The 19883-nt window shown below is 70.4% G+C and carries 23 protein-coding genes; 9 read left to right on the forward strand and 14 right to left on the reverse strand.

Translation table 11 applies throughout. The features are described from left to right. From AMYAL_RS49005 to rimP, 3 genes are read right to left on the reverse strand one after another with little or no spacing between them, the layout of a single operon-like run. Entirely contained in the window at window positions 1–303 is a 303-nt protein-coding gene (locus AMYAL_RS49005; protein WP_084702286.1) for a YlxR family protein, read from the reverse strand. A 23-nt stretch (window positions 304–326) separates the two neighbouring features. Further along, window positions 327–1367 (reverse strand): transcription termination factor NusA, encoded by a 1041-nt coding sequence (gene nusA / locus AMYAL_RS0144345; RefSeq protein ID WP_020637758.1) that lies wholly within the window; start codon window positions 1365–1367, stop codon window positions 327–329. Next, window positions 1364–1903, reverse strand: a complete 540-nt coding sequence (gene rimP, locus AMYAL_RS0144350; protein WP_020637759.1) for a ribosome maturation factor RimP — start codon at window positions 1901–1903, stop codon at window positions 1364–1366. Before rimP ends, nusA begins: the two co-directional genes overlap by 4 nt. A gap of 135 nt (window positions 1904–2038) precedes the next feature. Here rimP and AMYAL_RS0144355 point away from each other — a divergent pair, with 135 nt between their 5' ends. Continuing rightward, window positions 2039–2977, forward strand: coding sequence for a ferritin-like domain-containing protein (locus AMYAL_RS0144355; protein ID WP_026467968.1), 939 nt, complete (start codon window positions 2039–2041; stop codon window positions 2975–2977). A 22-nt stretch (window positions 2978–2999) separates the two neighbouring features. Here AMYAL_RS0144355 and AMYAL_RS0144360 read toward each other — a convergent pair whose 3' ends face one another. From AMYAL_RS0144360 to AMYAL_RS0144380, 5 genes are all read right to left on the reverse strand, one after another. Further along, the gene (locus tag AMYAL_RS0144360; RefSeq protein WP_020637761.1) at window positions 3000–3620 is read right to left on the reverse strand and encodes a hypothetical protein; all 621 of its coding nucleotides are present in this window, start codon (window positions 3618–3620) and stop codon (window positions 3000–3002) included. Window positions 3621–3708: 88 nt separating this feature from the next. Beyond that, entirely contained in the window at window positions 3709–4728 is a 1020-nt protein-coding gene (locus AMYAL_RS0144365) for an aminotransferase class V-fold PLP-dependent enzyme (RefSeq protein ID WP_020637762.1), read from the reverse strand. A gap of 10 nt (window positions 4729–4738) precedes the next feature. Beyond that, complete coding sequence (locus AMYAL_RS0144370) at window positions 4739–5500, reverse strand: isocitrate lyase/PEP mutase family protein (protein ID WP_020637763.1); 762 nt, start codon at window positions 5498–5500, stop codon at window positions 4739–4741. A gap of 364 nt (window positions 5501–5864) precedes the next feature. Further along, window positions 5865–7370: a PH domain-containing protein gene (locus AMYAL_RS0144375; RefSeq protein WP_020637764.1), complete on the reverse strand. Its 1506-nt coding sequence runs from the start codon at window positions 7368–7370 to the stop codon at window positions 5865–5867. Then, the gene (locus AMYAL_RS0144380) at window positions 7367–7909 is read right to left on the reverse strand and encodes a PH domain-containing protein (protein ID WP_051137616.1); all 543 of its coding nucleotides are present in this window, start codon (window positions 7907–7909) and stop codon (window positions 7367–7369) included. Before AMYAL_RS0144380 ends, AMYAL_RS0144375 begins: the two co-directional genes overlap by 4 nt. 55 nt (window positions 7910–7964) lie before the next feature. On the opposite strand from AMYAL_RS0144380, the gene AMYAL_RS0144385 reads away from it, so the two are divergent. Continuing rightward, complete coding sequence (locus AMYAL_RS0144385; protein WP_020637766.1) at window positions 7965–8585, forward strand: TetR/AcrR family transcriptional regulator; 621 nt, start codon at window positions 7965–7967, stop codon at window positions 8583–8585. Here the strand turns inward: AMYAL_RS0144385 and AMYAL_RS0144390 are convergent. After that, a complete protein-coding gene (locus tag AMYAL_RS0144390) occupies window positions 8568–9212 on the reverse strand; it encodes a GOLPH3/VPS74 family protein (RefSeq protein ID WP_020637767.1) in 645 nt (214 codons plus the stop codon). The two genes, AMYAL_RS0144385 and AMYAL_RS0144390, sit on opposite strands and share 18 nt — an antisense overlap. 2 nt (window positions 9213–9214) lie before the next feature. Beyond that, a complete protein-coding gene (locus AMYAL_RS0144395) occupies window positions 9215–10669 on the reverse strand; it encodes an ArnT family glycosyltransferase (protein WP_020637768.1) in 1455 nt (484 codons plus the stop codon). A gap of 113 nt (window positions 10670–10782) precedes the next feature. Here AMYAL_RS0144395 and AMYAL_RS0144400 point away from each other — a divergent pair, with 113 nt between their 5' ends. Together AMYAL_RS0144400 and AMYAL_RS0144405 are read left to right on the forward strand one after the other, a co-directional pair. After that, window positions 10783–11991, forward strand: coding sequence for a sensor histidine kinase (locus AMYAL_RS0144400; RefSeq protein ID WP_020637769.1), 1209 nt, complete (start codon window positions 10783–10785; stop codon window positions 11989–11991). Further along, entirely contained in the window at window positions 11988–12638 is a 651-nt protein-coding gene (locus AMYAL_RS0144405) for a response regulator transcription factor (RefSeq protein ID WP_020637770.1), read from the forward strand. The genes AMYAL_RS0144400 and AMYAL_RS0144405 overlap by 4 nt, the downstream gene beginning before the upstream one ends. Before the next feature lie 80 nt (window positions 12639–12718). Here the strand turns inward: AMYAL_RS0144405 and AMYAL_RS0144410 are convergent, their stop codons facing one another. The 4 genes from AMYAL_RS0144410 to AMYAL_RS0144425 form a co-directional block, all read right to left on the reverse strand. Next, window positions 12719–13138 (reverse strand): winged helix-turn-helix transcriptional regulator, encoded by a 420-nt coding sequence (locus tag AMYAL_RS0144410; protein ID WP_020637771.1) that lies wholly within the window; start codon window positions 13136–13138, stop codon window positions 12719–12721. A 35-nt stretch (window positions 13139–13173) separates the two neighbouring features. Further along, complete coding sequence (locus AMYAL_RS0144415) at window positions 13174–13755, reverse strand: TetR/AcrR family transcriptional regulator (RefSeq protein ID WP_020637772.1); 582 nt, start codon at window positions 13753–13755, stop codon at window positions 13174–13176. A gap of 51 nt (window positions 13756–13806) precedes the next feature. Then, a complete protein-coding gene (locus AMYAL_RS0144420; RefSeq protein ID WP_020637773.1) occupies window positions 13807–14244 on the reverse strand; it encodes an SRPBCC family protein in 438 nt (145 codons plus the stop codon). A gap of 142 nt (window positions 14245–14386) precedes the next feature. Continuing rightward, on the reverse strand, window positions 14387–16174 hold the full coding sequence (locus AMYAL_RS0144425; RefSeq protein ID WP_020637774.1) for a CocE/NonD family hydrolase: 1788 nt from the start codon (window positions 16172–16174) through the stop codon (window positions 14387–14389). A 73-nt stretch (window positions 16175–16247) separates the two neighbouring features. Here AMYAL_RS0144425 and AMYAL_RS0144430 point away from each other — a divergent pair, with 73 nt between their 5' ends. From AMYAL_RS0144430 to AMYAL_RS0144450, 5 genes are read left to right on the forward strand one after another with little or no spacing between them, the layout of a single operon-like run. Beyond that, complete coding sequence (locus AMYAL_RS0144430; protein ID WP_020637775.1) at window positions 16248–16619, forward strand: hypothetical protein; 372 nt, start codon at window positions 16248–16250, stop codon at window positions 16617–16619. Continuing rightward, a complete protein-coding gene (locus AMYAL_RS50095; RefSeq protein WP_020637776.1) occupies window positions 16616–16792 on the forward strand; it encodes a hypothetical protein in 177 nt (58 codons plus the stop codon). Before AMYAL_RS0144430 ends, AMYAL_RS50095 begins: the two co-directional genes overlap by 4 nt. 12 nt (window positions 16793–16804) lie before the next feature. After that, window positions 16805–17494, forward strand: a complete 690-nt coding sequence (locus AMYAL_RS0144440; RefSeq protein ID WP_020637777.1) for a response regulator transcription factor — start codon at window positions 16805–16807, stop codon at window positions 17492–17494. Next, entirely contained in the window at window positions 17491–18840 is a 1350-nt protein-coding gene (locus AMYAL_RS0144445; protein WP_020637778.1) for a sensor histidine kinase, read from the forward strand. The genes AMYAL_RS0144440 and AMYAL_RS0144445 overlap by 4 nt, the downstream gene beginning before the upstream one ends. Window positions 18841–18844: 4 nt before the next feature. Then, the gene (locus AMYAL_RS0144450) at window positions 18845–19753 is read left to right on the forward strand and encodes a LysR family transcriptional regulator (protein ID WP_020637779.1); all 909 of its coding nucleotides are present in this window, start codon (window positions 18845–18847) and stop codon (window positions 19751–19753) included. The last annotated feature ends 130 nt before the right edge of the window (window positions 19754–19883 follow it).

Genomic DNA, 19883 nt, shown 5'->3' on the forward strand with positions numbered 1-19883 from the left:
TCAGCTTCCGGCGAGCCGCTCCAGGCGTTCGTGGACACCTTGGGCGTCGAGCGACCCCGGAACACGAAGTGCTCGGGGAAACGCTCTGCGCCGCTCGGCCTTGGCAAGACAGTCCGGCACGGGGTGCAGCCAAGCACCCCGGCCCGGCAACCGCCGACGTTCGTCGACGATCAGCCGCCCGTCCGCCGCGACCACTCGCAGCAACTCGCCGATCAAGGCCCGCCGACGGCAACCCACACAGGTGCGGACCGGAGCTTCCCGGTCATGCTGGAGGTCGGTTCCCGGCCGCGGGCTCTGAACCACTCGTAAGTCTAGCGCTTCGACCTTCACTCAGCCGAACCGGTTGCCGCGGCGGGCCGCGACTGCCCGGCGTGTGCTTCGTCACCCTGCTCAGGAGCGGCGTCGCTGCGGATGTCGATTCGCCAGCCGGTGAGCCGGGCGGCGAGGCGGGCGTTCTGTCCTTCCTTGCCGATCGCGAGCGAAAGCTGGAAGTCCGGGACGACGACGCGAGCGGTCTTGGCCCGCTCGTCGACGACCCGAACCGATACAACCTTCGCGGGCGACAGCGCATTCCCGACGAACTTCGCCGGGTCCTCGGAGAAGTCGATGATGTCGATCTTCTCGCCCGCGAGTTCGCTCATCACGTTCCGCACCCGCGCGCCGACCGGGCCGATGCACGCGCCCTTGGCGTTGACGCCGGGCACCGTCGAGCGGACCGCGATCTTGGTCCGGTGTCCCGGCTCCCGTGCGACGGCGGCGATCTCGACCGTGCCGTCGGCGATCTCGGGGACTTCGAGCGCGAACAGCTTGTGCACCAGCTTCGGGTGCGAACGCGACAGCGTGATCTGCGGGCCGCGGTTGCCGCGCGCGACGGTCACGACGTAGGCCTTGATGCGGTCGCCGTGCTCGTAGGTCTCACCGGGCACCTGCTCGATCGCGGGCAGCACGCCTTCGATGTCGCCGACCTGGATGACGACCATGCCGCGGGCGTTGGCGCGGGCATCGCGCTGCACCACGCCGGCGACGAGCTCGTTCTCCTTGGCGGAGAACTCGCCGAAGGTCTTCTCGTGCTCGGCGTCGCGCAAGCGCTGCAGGATGACCTGCCGCGCGGTGGTGGCGGCGATCCGCCCGAAGCCCTCGGGGGTGTCGTCCCACTCTTCGTCGATCTGGCCGTCCGGGGTGAGGGTGTGCGCGAGGACGCGCACCAGGCCGCTCTTGTGATCGATGTCGATCCTGGCGTGCGGCTGATGGCCCTCGGTGTGCTTGTACGCGGTGAGCAAGGCGGTTTCGATCGCTTCGATCACCGTCTCGAAGGGGATGTCCTTGTCCCGCTCGATCGCGCGCAGCGCTGCGATGTCGACGTTCACTTCGGCTCCTCCTTCGGCTCCGTGGTGGCGGCGTTCAGGGCCGACGCATCGGTTTCCAACAGTTTCAGGTCCTCGGCAGGTGGTTGCTTGAACTCGATCTCGATGACCGCTTTGGTCAGCGAGGCATAACCGACGTCCCGGATCTCGCCGTCGACGAGCACGCGCGCGGACTTCTCCCCCGCGTGCCCGACACGGCCGATGAAGGCGGCACCCTCGGCCGGGGTGACCTTGACGAGGCGGAACTTCGCGCGACGCCAGTGCCTTTGCAGGGTCAGCGGCCTGTCGAGGCCGGGCGAAGTGACTTCGAGCGTGTACGCGCTGGCGAGCACGTGCTCGTTCTCGTCGAGCGTGGCGGAGACTGCCCGGCTGACGCTCGCCACCTCGTCCAGCCCGACGCCGTCGTCCCCGTCGACGACGACCTTGACCAGCTGACGGCGGCCTGCCTGCTGGACCTCGAAGGAATCGAGGTCGAAACCCGCGGCCTTGACGGCTTCGGCCACGATGGGCTCCAGCCTGCTGGCGAGGTCGTTGGGCACGGTGGAGCGCTCCTGTTCGGCGGTGGGCGACCCGGCGGCGTGGATCCGGGTTCGGTAGTGGACCAGCTTATCTGGTGACCCCCGCGTGACGCGCGAGCGGCAGCTCCGCACGGGGTACTGGCAGGATGGGGCGGCGTGACCGGAAGATCGTCAGAGCCTGCCTTGCCGAGCCGTCGCGCTTTCCTGCGGATGGGAGCGCTGGCCGCGGTGGCCGTGCCGCTGGCCGCCGCCTGCTCCCCCGGATTCGACGAAACCCCCGATCCTTTGGGCCCGCTGCTGCGCGCGGCGGAGACCGACGCGAAGGGCGCGAAGGCGGTGACGGGTGCCGAGGGTGAAGCCGTCGCGGCAGCGCGGGCCGCGCACGCGGCGGCCCTCAAGACCGAGGTGGACCGGCTCAACCGGCCCAAGCCGGACCAGTCCGGACCGGCCGAGACCCCGCCGTCGTCGGTGGACGGACTCAGGGAACGGCTCGCCCAGGCCCGCAAACAGGCCGAGGGCCTGGTGCCTTCGCTGCCCCGCTACCGCGCCGGGATGGTCGCTTCGATCGCCGCGGGCTGCGCGGCGCTGCAGCAGAGTTCGGACAAACTCGGCCGCGGCGACGACGCCGGAGCCGTCGACGTGCCCGCCGGTGTCCAGCTCGGCGGGGAGACGGCCGAGGCCGTCCAGCAGGCGCTGGCGGCCGAGCACGCGGCGATCTGGGTGTACGGGCTGGTCAGCGCCTATCTGCCGGCCGCGTTCGCCGGCGCGGTGTCACGGGGCACGGCCGAGCACGTCAAGCGCCGGAACGTCTGCGAACGGATGCTGTCCGCGGCCGGCCAGACGGCCGCGGGACCGGAGGCCGCGTACGTGCCGCCGAAGCCGGTGACCGAGGCGAAGTCGGCGATGGAACTGGTGGCGACGGCCGAGTCGGATGTGGCGGCGGCCTGGCTCGGCGTGATCGACCGGACCGACGACGCGGCTTTGCGGACGACGGCGCTGAACGCGCTGACCGGGTCGGCGCGGCGGGGGACGGCCTGGCGGGCGGAGTTCGGCGCGAAGCCGGTGGCGATCGCGATGCCGGGCCAGTCGGTCTGAGACTGGCCCGGAGGGCGAAAACTCAGCGGCGCAGGTCACCCGAAAGCCGCAAGGCGTCGGTCGCGATCCGTTCCAGTAGCGGCTTGTCGGTCTGCTTGTTGTAGAAACCGGCCAGCACGATGGCCACCTCGGGTCCGGTGACGTGGGAGTCGTAGGCGGCGTCCTGCCCGGAGATCTTCGGGACGCCCTGCCCCTTGAAAGTGCCGTCGCGCACCAGGTCGGACACGTTGCCGGTGCCGTCCTTGTCGGTGAGCGCCTTCAGCTGGGTCGCGGTGACCTCGCCCGGCATGGTGACCAGGACGACCGACACGAGCGCCTTCTTGCCGCCGCTCTCGGTCGTGTACAGCGCCCGCGACAGCCGCGTGCACGGCGTCTGGGTGAAGAAACCCTTGGTGTCGCCGTAGGCCTTGCTCGCGCAGTCGGTGGTGACCTGCGGGCCCTCGGCCAGCGTGTACTGGAACTGGCCGCTCTTCGACGGCGTGTCCGCGACCGGGGTCACCTCCGGCTCGTGCCGGATCAGCCACCAGAGCAGCGACGAGACGACCGCGATGGCGACCAGCCCGGCGCCCTTCAGCGCCAGGGCCTTGGTGTCCCTCGACGGCTTCGGCGCGGGCGGTGGCCCGCCCTGCCCTGCCGGTCGCACCGGCTGAAGCCGGGCCGTTTCCGTCGCTCCCTGGGAATATTGCGCACCAACCACGGGAACATACGGTAGTTCACGCCGGTCCGACGGTTCACCTGAACGTGCTTATCACCCGTTCGACGTCGTCAGCCGTGTTGTAGAGATGGAACCCGAAGCGCTGCCTTCCGGCCCGGCTACCGGCCACGATGCCCGCTTCCCGCACCCGGTCGGCGTCAACGTCGAGCGAGACGATCGCACTCCCCTGAACGGGTGACCCGAGCGCTTCGAGAAGCGAATCGGCGAGACCCACGCAGTGCGCGCGGACGGCGTGGAGGTCCAAGGAGCCGAGGTAGTCCAGCGAGGCGGCGGCGCCGACGTAGGCGAGCCAAGCCGGGGACAGGTCGAGTGAGCGGGTGCCCTCCGCGAGCCGCAACGGGAGGCCGTACACGGTCTGCCAGCGATCCTGTCCGGCGTACCAGTTCGCCGCGACCGGCACCGCCCGCTCCAGCACACGGGGATGCGCGGCCAGCCACGCCGCCCCACGCGGCGCGAGCAGCCATTTGTACCCGGCGGCGACCACCCAGTCGGCCCAGCCGAGGTCCAGCGGCTGCCATCCGGCGGCCTGCGTGGCGTCGAGCAGGACCGCCGCGCCCGCCGCCTCGGCCGCGGCGCGGAGCCTGCCGAGGTCGACCTGGGCGCCGTCCGCCGACTGGACGACGCTGACCGCGACCAGGTCATGACCTTCGACGCGCTCGGGCAGTTCGGCCAGCGGGACTTCGGTGACCTTCACCCCGCGGTACGCCTGAGCCGCGAACGGGAAGGTGACGCTGGTGAAGTCGTTCCCGGCGACCAGCACACTGGCACCGTCGGGCAGCCCGGCCGCCACGTTCGCGATCAGCTGCGAGACGGACGCCCCGATCGCGACCCGGTCCGCCGTGACCCCGATCAGCGCGCCGAACCCCGCCCGTGTCCGCGCGACGGGCTCGTCGAAGTCCGACGGCCGGGCCTCGCCGCGCCGCCACCGCTCGACGGCCTCCGCCACCGCGTCCGCCACGTGCGACGGCGGGACGCCGATGCTGGGCGTGTTCAGATACCCCGGCGGAACGGCGAATTCGGCTCCGAATGTCTGCATGTTCCCGAGGTTAACGAGATTCCGGGAGCAAGGCCGCGACGTCGGCGTAGGACGGCGGGATCAGCGGGAGCTCGCCGCCGTCGCGGACGGTCTCGACGGTGCGCAGGGTGGCGGCCAGCGCCATCCGGTACGGCAACGAGCCGAGGCTGACGCGCGCGACCCCGAGCCCGGCCAGGCCGTCGACGGTGACCTTGCCGGGAAGGAACAGCAGGTTCACCGGCACCCCGACGGCCTTCACCAGCCGCTCGACGTCCGCGGGCCCGGCGAGGCCCGGCACGAACACCCCGTCGGCCCCTGCGTCCACATAGGACAGTGAGCGCTCGATGGCGGACCCGATGTCAGGCTCCCCCAGCCAATGCGTGTCCGTGCGCGCGTTGACGAAGAGACCGGGAGCGTGTTCCTTCGCCGCCGCGATCTTGGCCGCGTGCCGCACCGGGTCGCCGAGGGCGTCTTCGAGGTTGATGCCCGCGACACCGGCATCGGCGAGCTCCGCCGCCAGCGCGCCGACCTCGCCGGGGTCTTCGCTGAACCCGTCGGCGAGGTCGACGCTGATCAGCGCGTCCAGCCCGGTGAGCCGCCGGGCCAGCCGGACGGTGGCGTCCTTCGAGGACGGGGCGCCGTCGGGCTCACCCTCGGCGGCCGAGACGCCGAGGCTGGTCGTGCCGAGCGCCGGGAAGCCTTGCGCGGCGAGGAAGGCGGCGGTGCCGAACTCCCAGACGTTCGGCAGGAGCAGCGGGGAACCGGGGACGTGCAGTGCGGCGAAGGCGGTCATGTCACGACGGTAGCCAGGGGACGCTTCGGCCGCGGCCGAAGCGTCAGGCGGGTGGGTCGCGTGATCGGGCCCGAGACTCGCGTGATCAGAAGCGGAACTCACGTGCTTGGACGGACGACACGCGTGATGGGACGGACGACACTGGTGTCCGGATGGACGACTCGCCGCGGGACGCCGGGTGCGCACGTGTCGTCCGTCCTGTCACGTGTGTCGTCCGCCTGCGCACACGTGCCGGTCCCGAATGTCGCGAAAGCCACATTCGGGACGCCCGATGTCCCGAAAGTGGCTTTCGCGACATCTCTTGCGAGGCCACGTGCCCGCCGCCGATGTCGGTCAACGCGCACGCGTTCACCCCGGAGCCGGGTCAGGCCCGTTCAAGGAAAGGTGTCAGCAGGTCCGGCACGGACTCCTCCGCGAACAGCAGGCCCTGCTCCTCCCCCGCGTCGTACACCGAGTACGCCCCGGTCCCGGCCGCCGTGGTCGCCACGACGGTCAGCAAACCCTTGCGCCGCTGGAAGATCGACTGCTTGACCGTCCAGCCGATCACCCCGTCGCGCTCCAGGGCGAACGTGCTCCGCCGCACGGTCCCGTGCCGCCCGACCAGGTACCGCCCGGTGATCCCGTGCCCGAGGTTGCGGTAGGCGTCCAGCGCCAGCAGTACCGAAACCGGCAGCAGGACGACCCCGAGCGCGGCGCCGATCACCAGCAGGACGCCGGTCAGCAGGAAGCCGAGGATCGCGAAGATCGCCAGCAGGACCACCACCGAACCGATCCACCAGCGCAGCAGCCGTCCCCGCGCGGCGCGCGGATGTCCGGCGAGCCGGACGGCCTCGGTCGGCGAAACCGGCTCGCGCAGGACCGCCGCGGCGATCCGGTTGGCCGTCGCGACCGGCGCGGCGGGCAGGAGCGTGTGGTAGTCGGTCTTGTCCTGGTCGTCGTTCTGCCGTGTGCCGGTGGCGATCGCGTCGACGCGGGCCGCGCCGGAGATCCGGTTCCCGAGCGGCTCGACGAGGTCGACCCCGCGCAGGCGGGCTTCCTCGATCGAGATCGAGCGCGTGGTGAACAGCCCGCGACGCACTCGCAGCGTGCCGCCCGCTTCGCGGTCGAGCCGGTAGTTCCACCACATCTCGACCCACAGGCCCAGCGCGCCGACCACCCCGACGACCATCGCGATCGCCAGCAGGATCAGGATCGCCACCACCAGCGGGATGCCGCGGAACAGGCCGATCACCCAGTCGATCAGGCCCTTCTGCAGCCCCGCCCATTCGGAGACCTGCATGAGCCCGCCGCCCGCCGCGAGGCCGAGCGCCGGGGAGAGGAACGACATCGGCGCGTAGCGGATCCAGCTCCGGTCCAGCTCGGCGAGCGGCGCGTCCTCGTCGGTCTCCGCGATTTCCGCGCGGCGCAACAGGTCCGCGCGCAGCCGCTCGGCCTCGGCGCGAGAGACCGGGTTGAGCTTGATCCGGCCCTGTCCACCCGGTTCCTGCGATCCGGTGCCGATGGTCACCACGGCGACACCGAACAGCCGGTGCAGCGGGTTCGCGGTCAGGTCGACGTTGCGGATCCGTTCGCGCTGCAGGGATTTCCGCGAGCGGAAGACCAGGGTGAACGCCGTCTCCAGCCGGTCCGGCGTGACCCGGTACCGCACCCCCTTCCAGTAGAACAGCTCCGCCAGCACACCACCGCCGACGAGGACCACCCCGCCTGCCACGACCCAGGCGAGCGCGACCCAGAGCCGCCCTCCGCCGCCCACGATCGCGGCCGTGATCGGGATCGCGGCACCGACGGCCGCACCTGTCATGGTCAGCGCGGTGACCGGGAGCGTCCGCTTGTCGAGCGTGCTCCAGCCTTCGAACTCACCCGAGGTCATGTCGCGTCCCCCGGCGTCGCCTGCGTCGTCTCCGTGAGCTGCTCCGCCAGGCTCGCCGCCAGTTCGTGGTCGAGCCCGCGGATCTTGACCGCGCCCCGCGCCGACGCCGTGGTGACCGTGACGGTCGCGAGCTTGAACACCTGCTGCAGCGGCCCGCGCAGGGTGTCCACGGTCTGGATCCGCGACATCGGCGCGACCCGCCACTCCTGCCAGAAGAACCCGGACCGCGCGTACACCGCGGTCTCCGTGACCTCCCAGCGATGCACCTTGAACCACCACAACGGCATCGCGAGCACCCAGAGCACGCCCAGTACCGCGAACACCGCCGCCGGCATCAGCAGCCAGAACCGCGCGGGCGTGATGAGCAGCCCGAGCAGCACCAGTACCAGCACCGGCGAGATCCAGAACAGCGTTCCCTGCAGCCGCCACCAGCCCACGACCCGCCGGTCCAGCGCGTTCCGCGGCGGCCTCAGCCGCACCTTCCCCAGATCGGCTTCCACCGAATTCACCCCCGACGTTCGTTTACAATGCGATCGCATCGTAATAGCCTGGGACCGTAGTGGCAATGCGATCGCATTGCAAACCACGGAACGGATGGTGAAGGTGCCGAAACAGGTGGATCACGCCGCGCGGCGCGCGGAGATCGCCGAGGCGCTCAGGCGGCTGACGGCCACGCGCGGCCTCGAAGGAGTCAGCCTCCGTCACGTCGCCGCCGAAGCCGGCATGTCGATGGGCCTGGTGCAGCACTACTTCAAAACCAAGGACGAGATGCTGCTTTTCGCCATCGAGCGCCGTTCGCAGATGTACGAGGAGCGTCTCAAAGCCCGGCTGGACGCGGGCGAAGTGCCGTCGACCCCCAAGGCCATCCTGCGCGCGATCATCGCCGAGATCCTGCCGCTCGACGAACGCCGCCGCGGCGACTGGCTGATGGGCGTCGCGTTCTTCATCCGGTCGATTTCCGACTCCTCCTTCGGGACCGCGCTCACCGAAGGCGTGCCTCAGCTGTTCGAACTGTTCGCCGTGCTGATCCGCCAGGGCCAGGACGCGGGCGAAGTCGACAAGTCGGCCGACGCGATGCACGAATCGACGATCCTCTGGGCGCTCGCGGATTCGCAGGGCACCAACATCGTGATGAAGCACCGCACGCCGGACGAGGCGATGTCCACTGTGGACTACTACCTCGACCGGCTGTTCGGCTCAGCTCCCGCCGGATGACGACACGGCCGACGCCCGCACCGCCCGCAGTTCCCGGAACAGCTTGCGCAGCGCGGGAACCGCGTCGCCGCCGCGTTCGCCCAGCTCCTCGATCCGATCCTTGTACCGGCGCCGGTCCTTGCCCGAAACGACACCGCGGAGTTCCACAGCGGCCGCCAGGGCGGTGAGCGCGGCGTCCGTGTCGGACACCGGCGAGGGGCCGCGCAGCGCCTGATCGACCGACGCCCGCAGCCGTTCGACGACGGCCGGATCCCGCACGATCGGGTTCCGCGACGGGAACAGGCCCAGCACCCGGCCGGTCTTCATGTCGATCACGCCCGCCGTTTCCAGCTGGGACTCCAGCGCCTCCAAGGTGCCGCGCGCGTCCTTGCGCACCCACCATTTCCACTTGCGGGGGCTCTCCCCCGCGATCTCGGCGAGCATCTCGTCGAGGACGAGGTCCCCGGTCGGCCCGGCATCCGGCACCGCGACCTTGCCGTCGTCGTCGGCGACGCGGCCGCGCAGCACGAGGTCGGTCAGCGCGGCGCCACGGATCATCAGGCCCGCCCGCTGCCGGTCGCGCAGCTTGTTCTTCCCGACGTCGCAAGCGAGCAGATATGCCTTGGCGGGCAACGAAAGTTCGGTCATCGTCAGTGCCTTTCCAGCTTGGGCCAGATGTCGTCCCAGGAACCCTGTCTGCCGTCGTACCGCCACAGCAGGCCTTCCACCACCGGGGTCACCGTGGTGAAGTACGGCTTGAGCAGTCCCGGATCGAAGCCGGCGAACAGCACGCTGTCCGCGGACCCCGGTGGCCGGTCGAAGTACCAGTAGCCGCGGTGGCCACTGTAAACGTGGTCGATGCCGTACCGCGCGCCGTAGAACTCGGTCGCGGCGGCGAACGGGTAGATCTCGGCGTAGACGGCGGTGCGTGCCCGCTGCTCCGGCGGCAGGGCCGCGTACGTTTCGCCGATCGCCTTGACCAGTTCCTGTTGCGGCAGTTCACCACCGGCGAAGGAACTGCCGAGCGTGATCGGGCCGAAGCTCGTCCGGGTCATGGTCGCCGGGTAGATCGGCAGGCCGGCGAGGGTGATCACGGCCGAAAGCACCATCGCGGGCCAGGCCACCAGCCGCCATTTCGGAACGTGCTGCGCGAAGCCCGTCGCCGCGGCGGCGAACGGCAGCGCGAAGACGCTCATCAGATAGTAGGAACGGCCGTGCAACAGCAGGAACGCCACGATGAGCGCGGCTATCACCACCCCCAGGAAGCGATAGCCGCGAAGTTCACGCGAAACGATCAGCCGGACGAGGCCGTAGACGAACGCGAGCACACCCGCCCCGACGCCCGCCGTCAGGAATCCGTCGCGGAGAAAGGGCCACGTGCCGGGGAATTCCGCCGAGACGACGTCGTTCATGATCAGGTACGGCCAGCCGTTCGACGCCTGCCAGAGCAGCGTCGGGATCGTCGCGACGACAGCGATTCCCGCGCCCAGCCACAGTTTCGGCCGTCGCAGCAACTCCCTCGGCCCTAGTACCAGCGCGGCGAGCAGAGTGAGCGCCCAGAAGGCGGGGATGAGGAACTTCGTCTGCAGGGAGATCGCGGTGACCACCCCCGCCCAGACCAGCAGCCCGTCACGGCGGGTCCGCACCCAGCGGACGACCAGCCAGACGATCACCGTCCAGAGGAACGGGTCGAAGACGTAGGTGCCGATCCAGTGGCTGACGATGATCACCCCGGACGTGGCGTAAAGCCCGGCCGCGAGCACCTGCGCGCCGCGTCCGCCGCCCAGTTCCCTGGCGATCAGCGCGGTGACGACCACCCCGGCGGCCGCGGCCAGCGTCATCGGCAGGCGCAGCATCACCAGCGAACCGGGGAACAGCGAGTCCATCGCCCCGGCCAGCGCCGGGATCAGCGGCGGCTGGTCGAAATAGCCCCACGCCAGATGTTCCCGGCCCGCCATCAGGAAGTACAGCTCGTCGAAGCCGTGCGCGTACCGGCCGCTCGTGGCCAGGAGCGCGGCGGCGGCCAGCGCGGCGACGACGAACACCGGCAGGCGGGCGAAGGCGTGTTCCTGTCCTGTTCGGACTGTTTGAGTCGCGATGCTCATGAGCCCAGTCCACCCGAGACGGTCGCGGCGGGAAACCGGGTAAGGAGGGTGAACGGATAGACGAAAGTTGCGGATCTCCCCGCCGTCGGTCGACGGCTGGCTACCGTGATCCGGTGGAGAAAAGCAGGCCGTTCCGGCCGGGACCGGTCGACACCTTGTGGCTCACGCTGGCCTCACTCGCGTTCGCGGGCCTGGACGTCACGCTGTACGTGTTCGGCGAACCGACGACCGGCTGGGCGGGGCCCGCGGCGGGGGTCACCCTGCAGGTGCTGCTCGATCTCTCGCTGATCCTGCTGTTCCGGTATCCGAAGCTGGTCGCGGGCCTGGTCACGGCGGGCGGGCTGCTGATGCTCGCCTCCGATCTGTTCTCGCCGGGGCTGCTGGTGCCGGAGCGGCAGCTGACGCTGATGACCGTCCCGACGATCACCCCGGTGGTGCTGAGCCAGCTGGCCCGCCTGATGGACCGGCGGACCCTGCTCTGGCTGACCGCGATCCTGGTGGCCTGCGCGTCGCGGCCGTGGGACGCGCACTGGAACACCACCCCGTTCGGGCTGCTGGGCACGGCCTTGCCCACCACGCTTTCGCTGTACTTCGAGGCGCGGCGGCAGTTGCTGCGCTCACTGCGGGACCGTGCCGAACGCGCCGAACGCGAACAGCACCTGCTCGCCGAACGCGCCCGCGCGGAGGAACGGCGGAAGCTGGCCGAAGAGATGCACGACGTCGTCACGCACCGGCTGAGCCTGATGGTGCTGCACGCCGGCGCGCTCGGCGTCGTCTCGGCGGACGAGGCGGTGCGAACCTCCGCCGAGGACATCCGGCGCGAAGGCGCGCTCGCCCTGGACGAACTGCGTGATCTCGTCGGGGTGCTGCGCAACGGCGCGAACGCCGAACCCCGCACGCTCACCGACGGCGCGGCCGGCGATCCGGCGACGCTCGTCGAGGAGTCGGCGTCGGTGGGCATCCCGACGGAACTGACCGTGCGCGGCGATCCGGGGCGGATCTCCCCGACCGTCGCGCGCACGGCGTACCGCGTCGTGCAGGAAGCGCTGACGAACGTCCGCAAGCACGCGCCGGGATCGACCGCGACCGTCGATCTCCGCTATCACGCGGGTGGTCTGGACATCGCGGTGGAGAACACGCGCGCGGGCGCCGCACCCGATCCGGCGCTGGCGGGCAGCGGTTCCGGCGCCGGACTCGCCGGGCTGCGGCAGCGCGTCGAGCTGATCGGCGGCCGGTTCGACGCCGGACCGCGAACGGGCGGCGGGTACCGCGTCGGTGCGATACTTCCGGCCTACGTCCCGACGACGGAAGGAGATCGGTGATCCGGGTGGTCGTCGTCGACGACGAGCCGATGGTCTGCGCGCATCTGCGGACGATCCTCGGTTCCGCGGCCGACATCGAGGTCGTGGCACAGGCGCAGGACGGCGCCGAGGCGGTCGAAGCCGTGGTCCGGCACCGGCCGCGGGTGGTGCTGATGGATCTGCGGATGCCCGGTGTCGACGGGCTGACCGCCGTCGAGCGGATCGCGAAACTCCCCGAGCCGCCCGCCGTCGTCGCGCTGACGACATTCGACGCGGACACCTACGTCATCCGCGCGCTGCGGGCGGGCGCGGCCGGGTTCCTGGTGAAGTCCACGCCGCCGGAGGATCTGATCGGCCTGGTCCGGGTCGCGGCGGACGGGCACACCGTGCTCTCCCCCGAAGCCGCGCAACGGCTGGTGGCGATGTCGGCCGACGGACGGCGTCGCGGGGACGACGCGCGGCGGAAGACCGACGGGCTCACCGAACGCGAGACGGACGTCCTGGCCTGTCTCGGCGAAGGACTGTCCAATGCGGACATCGCGGCGCGGCTGCATCTGGCCGAGGCGACGGTGAAGAGCTACGTGTCGCGGATGCTGGTCAAACTGGACTGCGCGAACCGGACCCAGGCGGGTCTGCTCGCGCACGAGGCCGGTCTGGTCAAGCGGTGAGCTGCCTCTCCAAGGGCGCCCTGCGCCCGACGGAGGCTTACCGTCGCGCGCCAGGCCACGGAAACGTTTTGCAGGGCGCCTCAAGCGGTGACGCGAGTTGCTTGCCCGCCGGCGCCCTGCGACACGTTTCCGTCAGCGCGCGATATGTCGGCGCCGTCGTAGGTCTTGCGGGCGTCGAGGACCTCGCCCATGTGCACGCGGGCCCATTTGTCGAGCATGTCGAGCGGTTCGGCGAGGTTGCGGCCGAGCGCGGTCAGCTCGTACTCGACGTGCGGCGGGATCTCCGGGTACGCGGTGCGCGTCAGGATGCCGTCGCGGACGAGGCTGCGCAGCGTCTGGGTGAGGACCTTCTGCGAGATGCCGCGCACGCGTTTGCCGATCTCGGTGAACCGGAGCGGGCCGTCGCCGAGCACTCCGACGATCAGCACGGTCCACTGGTCGCCGATGCGGTCGAGCAGCGCGCGGGTGGGGCAGTCGGGATCGTACGGGTTTCCGAGCACGTGACCTCCTCACTCTCTCCGGGAGAGTAACATGCCTAGCGAGAGGGAGCGGGCTGCATCAGTGCCTCGAACAGCAGGATCAGGTGACGGCGGCCGCGCTCCCAGCGCGCCTCCAGTTCGGTCTGGTCGCGGGTCGCCCAGCTGGCGATGAGGATGCCGCGGACGACGTCCATCGCCGTGTACACCGCGTGCAGGAACTCCGGATGCGCCGCATGGTCCGGGAGCAGCGCCTTGCCGAACTCGACCAGGCTGCTCGTCGCGATCGGCTCGACCACCGCCATCTGGGCGCGCAGTTCCGCGTCGGTCCGCGAGGCCACCCACAGCTCCACGGTCGCCGAGAAGACCGGGCCCTGGTGCATCTCCCACAGCAGCTGCAACGCGTCCCCGACCGGGTCGGCCGACGCCTTGAGCCGGTCGATCTCGGCCATCGCGACCTCGGTGCGCTTGGCCGCGAGATGCCGGATCGCGGAGGTGACGAGGTCGGTCTTCGTCGGGAAATGGTGCACCTGGGCGCCGCGGGTCACCCCGGCGCGATCCGCGACGCGAGTGGTCGTGGTGCCCGCGTAGCCGTACTCGACGAGACAGTCGATCGTGGCGTCGAGCAGCCTGACGCGCATCGCCGCGCTGCGTTCCTCCTGCGTGCGTCGTGGGGCTGCCATGCACCTACTTTATGGTGCGCCGCGCGAGGCCCGCGTTGTGAGGCCGTCGACCATGCGCGCGAAGAAGTGCCCGAGGAACCGGCGGTAGAGCGCTCCGGTGCCGGGGATCTTGGGGACGAACGACGCGTGCCAGTGGATGTCGGTGCCGCCGAGCGCGGGCATGAGGTCGACGTACGCGCGGTAGTCACGCAGTGGCATCCCCTTGCGCAGCGTGTACCCGAAGCGTTTGCCGGGTTCGAGCAAGATGACCTCTTCGCAGGCGTTGACGCCGTTAGTGCTGAAGACGCCGATGGCGCCGAGGCCGTTCTGATCGCCCTTCTCCAGGAGGCGGAACCTGCCCAGCGGGGACCAGTCGGGCCAGCGCTCGCGGTCCACGAGGAGGGCGTAGACGGCTTCGGGACTCGCGCTGGTGTGGCCGTTCGCGGAAATGCGCTGGATCTTCCCCATACGTTCTCCTTCTTCCTCGGTCCGAGAGGGCAACTCCAGGCAGTAAGTCCCGAGCGCCACGTTCGAGACGATGAGCGTCCCAAGCGTGGCGCTCGGGACACACTCACTGGGGTTCGTGGCGCGAACCATCGCGTTCAGAGGATTAAGTGCGGGAGACGACCGGGACCGAGAGCGAAGTGCCGTTCAGGTCGAAGGTCACCCGCGCACCGGGCGCGGGCAGCGCCGGGTCGAACATGTCCGCGTCGGTCCCGCCCAGGACGAGCGCCAGCCGGTGCCCCGCCGGGACGACGTGATCGAGGCTGCTCAACCGGAACGTCATCGTGTACGCCTTGCCGGGCACCAGCGGCTCGCCCCGCCACAGCGACCGGTGATGACCGAGATCCGCCCAGCCGGTCGCCACGATCTGCTTGTCCACGCTGGTCAGATCCGCGACGGTGTCGAGGAAGCAGCCGGTGTCCGCCGCGGTTCCCGCGCCCCAGCAGGAACGGCTCGTCAGGTCCTTGGTGCCCAGCGCGGGGAAGTGCGTGTTCCGCACGGTCGCGGGACCGTAGTCGACCAGCACCGCCCCGAGCCGCGCGCTCGGCTTGTCGGAACGGGCGGTCACCGTCACCGTGGCGGTCCCGGCGATCCGGGTGTCCGAGCGCACGGGCTCACCTGCGAAGACGAGACGCTCCGGACTGGCCTGCGACGGGTTCTCCACCCACTGCGACGCACCTCGCGCCGGGTCGTCGGTCAGTGAAGCGGCACCAGCGGCGGGACGGTTCCCCAGCCCGCCGTCCGGGGAGGGCCACAAGGTGCGCGACTGCCCGGCAGGTGGCCACCGGCGTTCGTCGGTCCACCGGTCCGGGGTGTGCTCGATCCGGATCGCGGGTTCGGTCTCGACGCCGTTGCGGACGCCGAGCAGCCACCGGTCGAACCACCGGTGCAGGGTCTTCACGAACAGCGACCGGTCGAGGTCGAACGGGTCGACGTGCGCCGCCTGGTGCAGCCACGCCTTGCGCGGCACGCCGTACGCGTTCAGCGCCTCCCACCAGGGCCCGAACTGGATCGGGTTCACGTTGAGATCGTGGAAACCCATCGACGCGAAAACGCTTGCGTGCACCCTCCCGGTCTTCGCGACGTAGTCGAGCCCGCGCCAGTAGCCGTTGAAGTTCCCGTCCGTGCCCGCGCGCCGCGCGTTGTCGTCCTCGAACGGCTGGCACAGCTTCTGCGCCCGCTCGTTGTACAGACCCGGACCGCCCGCCCAGCCGAAGTACGCCCCGTCCGCGTTGTGGACCTCGTAGTACGAACTGACCCCCGCGATCGGCACGATCGTCTTGAGCCCGTCGATCCCGGACGCAGCCATCCCGATCGCCGTCGCCCCGTCCTGCGACTTCCCGATCGCCCCGACCGACCCGTTCGCCCAGCCCGCCCGGATCCGCTCCGGCCCGGACGGCGTCCGGAACGCGCTCGCGCGGCCGTTGAGCCAGTTCACGACGGCATTGCCGGAGGCGACGTCGTCGAAACACCCGGACGAGCGGTTGGTGCCCCCGATGTCGACCAGCACGACCGCGTACCCGCGCGGGACGAAGTAGTTGTCGTAGAACAGCGGGAACTGCGACGGCGTGCCGTCGGGGAGGTAGGTCTTCGGCTGGCGCTCGTTGCCGCGCCCGATCTTCTCGAAGTACGGGCTGACGTCCATGATCACCGGAACACCGGCGACCGGTTCCGACGGCCGGACGATGTCGGCGGCGACCCTGTCGACCTGGCCGTCGCGGTCGAGGTCCTGGCCGGTTTCCACCCAGGCGGTCTCCCGGATGGCCTTCTCGTAGGAGAACACCGGCGCGCTGACGCCGTCCCGCAGGACGAACGCGGGTGGTGACGCGATGGCAGGCGCGGCGGTGAGCAGCAGTGTCGCCACCACGGTGGCGGTCAAGATCTTCAGCCCCATCGTCCGAGTATCGCTTACAAAACCCGAACATTTCCCCCACATTCCCCGCATCTGCCCGCGCGAGGCTCTTCGCATGCTGAAACACACCATCGCCGTCTGCCTCACCGCGGCCGGCCTCGTTGCCCTCGCCCCCGCTGCTTCGGCCCAGACTGCGCCCATCACGCTCAGCCCTGAGGAGTCGCAGCAGCTGTGCGCCGAATGGCTGCCCAAGCTCACCGAGCGCACCACGAAGCTCACGGACCGCATCAACGGCGGCCCCGAGATCCGCGGTTCCGTCGCTAACCTCAAAGCCAGGGCCGAGGACCAGCGCAAGAAGAACCACGCCGACACCGCCGACAGGCTCCAGAAGCGCGCCGACAAGCGCAGTGGACGGCTTCCCGAGCTCGCCGCGGCGAAGAAGAAGCTCGACGACTTCGCGGGCGCGCACTGCAAGGCGGGCAAGTGAAACGTCTCCTGACCGCGAGCCTCGCCGCGCTCGCGCTGTTCACCACGGCCGCGTGCACCGACGAGAAGCCGGCGTCGAGCCCGGCGCCCGGTTCGACGCCTGGCGAACTGAGCGACGTCCAGCGCACCCTCGACTCGATCGAGCAGGACATGGCAGGCGACCCGGCCCCGTGACAGGATCTGCCGGTGACGACACAACCGGGACGCGGGCTGGTACTGGTCGTCGAGGACGACCCCGCGATCGCCGAACTCGCCTCGCTGTATCTGAAGCGGGACGGGTTCGGCGTCCAGGTCGAGGCGGACGGCGGCGCCGCGCTGGCCACGATCCGGCGGCTGCGCCCGGTCGCGATCGTCCTCGACATCGGACTGTCCGGAATGGACGGTATCGAGATCTGCCGGACGCTGCGCGCGACCGGCGACTGGACGCCGGTGCTGTTCGTGACCGCCCGCGACGACGAACTGGACCGCTTGCTGGGCCTGGAGATCGGCGCGGACGACTATCTGACGAAACCGTTCAGCCCGCGTGAGCTCTCGGCCAGGGTCCGGACCGTCCTGCGCCGCGCCGCCGGAGCGGCACCGCCCGCCGAGACGTACACGGCGGGCGGTGTCCGCGTCGACGTCACCCAGCGCCGGGTCTGGGCCGCCGACACCGAGGTCCCGCTGACCTCGACCGAGTTCGACCTGCTCACCCACCTGGTGAAACGGCCGGGCCAGGTGTTCAGCCGCGAACAGCTGCTCAGTTCCGTCTGGGGTTACGCGGCTTCGGCGGGCACACGGACCGTCGACGTCCACATCGCCCAGCTGCGGGGGAAACTGGGCGGCCACAGTCCGATCAGGACGGTCCGCGGCATCGGCTACGCGGCGGACGCCGGATGAGGCGCACGTCGCTCGCGCTGCGGATCACCGTGGTGTGCCTGGCGATCGCCGCGGTCGCGGTGGTGGTCGCCGGGCTGGTCGCGGCCCGGCTGATCCGCACCACCGGCACCGATGTGCTCCGGCAGTCACTCGCGGCGCAGGCGGACGTGGTCGCGAGCCAGCTCGACGAGACCGGGATCGGCAACCGGCTCGGTGTCGGCAAGGTCGCGGAAGTCGTGCGCGGGCAAGGGATCGACGTCGTCGTCCGCCGTCCGAACGGGACGCTCGACGGGGCCGGGACGGTGGCGGCGATCGCCGCGGGCAAGACGGGGTTCACGCGCTCGGGCACGGTGCTCGTCGAAGGCCAGCAATACCTCGTCGAGGCCCGCGCTGTCGGCGGGAAAGGCGCCGCGTTCGCGCTCGTGCAATCGACGAAGACCGGTGAGGCGCGCGGACGGATGCTGGTGCGCAACACCGTCCTCGCCCTCGGCGCGGGACTCGCGGTCGCCGCGATCGCCGGGCTGGTGCTCAGCCGGATGTTGTCCCGGCCGCTGCGCCGGGCCGCGTCGGTGGCGAACGGGATGCGGTCCGGGCGCCGTGACCTGCGGGTTCCCGTGGAAGGACCGTCCGAGGTCGCGGACGTGGCGAAGTCGGTCAACGAACTCGCCGACGCGCTCCAGTACAGCGAGGCGCGGCAACGCGAGTTCCTGCTTTCGGTGTCGCACGAACTGCGGACGCCGCTGACCGCGGTCACCGGATTCGCCGAGGCGATCGGTGACGGCGTGGCCGAGGGCGAGGACGCGCGCCGGGCCGGGCAGACCATCCACCGCGAGGCTGTCCGGCTGGAACGCCTGGTCAGCGACCTGCTGGAACTGGCGAGGCTCGGCGCCGACGAGTTCCGCCTCGACCCCGCGCGCCTGGACCTCGCCGCGCTCGTCGACGAATGCGCCGACGTCTGGCGGCTGCGCTGCGCTCAGCAGAACGTCACGCTGCTGGTCGAGCGGCCTGCCGGCGAGGTCCCGGTCATCGCCGATCCGCGGCGGCTCCGCCAGGTGGTCGACGGGCTGGCCGAGAACGCGCTGCGCGTGACACCGGCGGGCGCGCCGATCGTGTTCTCCCTGGTGGCGGCCGACGGGCAGGCGCGGCTGGCGGTGCGGGACGGCGGGCCCGGCCTGGCGCCGGAGGACTACCCGGTCGCGTTCGAACGCGGCGTGCTGAACAAGCGGTACCGCGACCGCCGTCCGGTCGGTTCGGGGATCGGGCTCGCGCTGGCCAACGGCCTGGTCACCCGCATGGGCGGGACGCTGACCGCCGGTCCGGCGCCGGAAGGCGGAGCGGCGTTCACCGTCGCATTCCGGTTAGGGTGATCACGTGGAGATGTTGCACCTGCGGTACTTCGTGGCCGTCGCCGAGGAACTGAACTTCTCCCAGGCGGCCAGGAAGCTGCACATGGCCGCCTCCCCGCTGAGCCAGCGGATCAAGGATCTCGAACACGAACTCGGCCACAGGCTGTTCGACCGCAGCACGCACCATGTCACGCTCACGGCGGCGGGTTCCGCGCTGCTGCCGATCGCGCGGGACGTCCTCGACCAGGTCAACGCGATTCCCTGGCGCTTGCAGGAAGCGGTGAAACCGCGGCGGAGCACCGTGTTCGTCGGTATGCCGGCCGGGGTGCACCCGGCCCTGCGGGAACGCGTCAAACGGCTCGAAGAACGCTGTCACGACCGGTTCGAGCTCAAACGCTGGCCGGGGACGACGCCGGATCTCCTCGCCGCGGTCCACGAGGGAAAGCTGGCGCTGTCACTGGTCCGGATGCCGGTCACCGATCCGGCGCTGGAGATCATTCCGGTGCAGGTCGAACGGCTCGGCGCCGTCGTCCCGGCCGACCGGTTCACCGGACGGGAAACCGTCGACATCGCCGAATTGAGTGATCTGTCCTACATCCCGTCCGCCTCGGAGAGCATTCCGGCCTATTCGGACGACATGGACCGGAAATTGTCGAACGCGGGCATCAAGAAAAGACTCAAAGTCGGCGGAACCGAGTATTCGGGCATTTCCGAACTGGTGGCGAACGGGTCGTCGTTCTCGATCACCATGCTCGATCCGGCCAGCCCGATGCATCTGTTCCTTGTCGACGGCGCCACCATCCTGCCGTTCGCCGATTTCCGGCCCCAGCTGGAGACCGCGCTCGTCTGGCGACGTGACCGCGCGGAAGACGGCGACCTGGCCGAGCTGGTCGCCGGGGTCCGCGAGATCTTCGCCGAGCCGCTTTCGACGTAGCGAGGGGCAACGTTGCGAAAGCCACTTTCGCAACGTTGAAGGTTGCGAAAGTGGCTTTCGCAACCCTTCCAGCGGAGCCCAGGCTCCGATCACGACCACCACAACTCCGCCAATTCGGACAATGAATGGT

Source organism: Amycolatopsis alba DSM 44262, from assembly GCF_000384215.1.
Taxonomy (GTDB): domain Bacteria; phylum Actinomycetota; class Actinomycetes; order Mycobacteriales; family Pseudonocardiaceae; genus Amycolatopsis; species Amycolatopsis alba.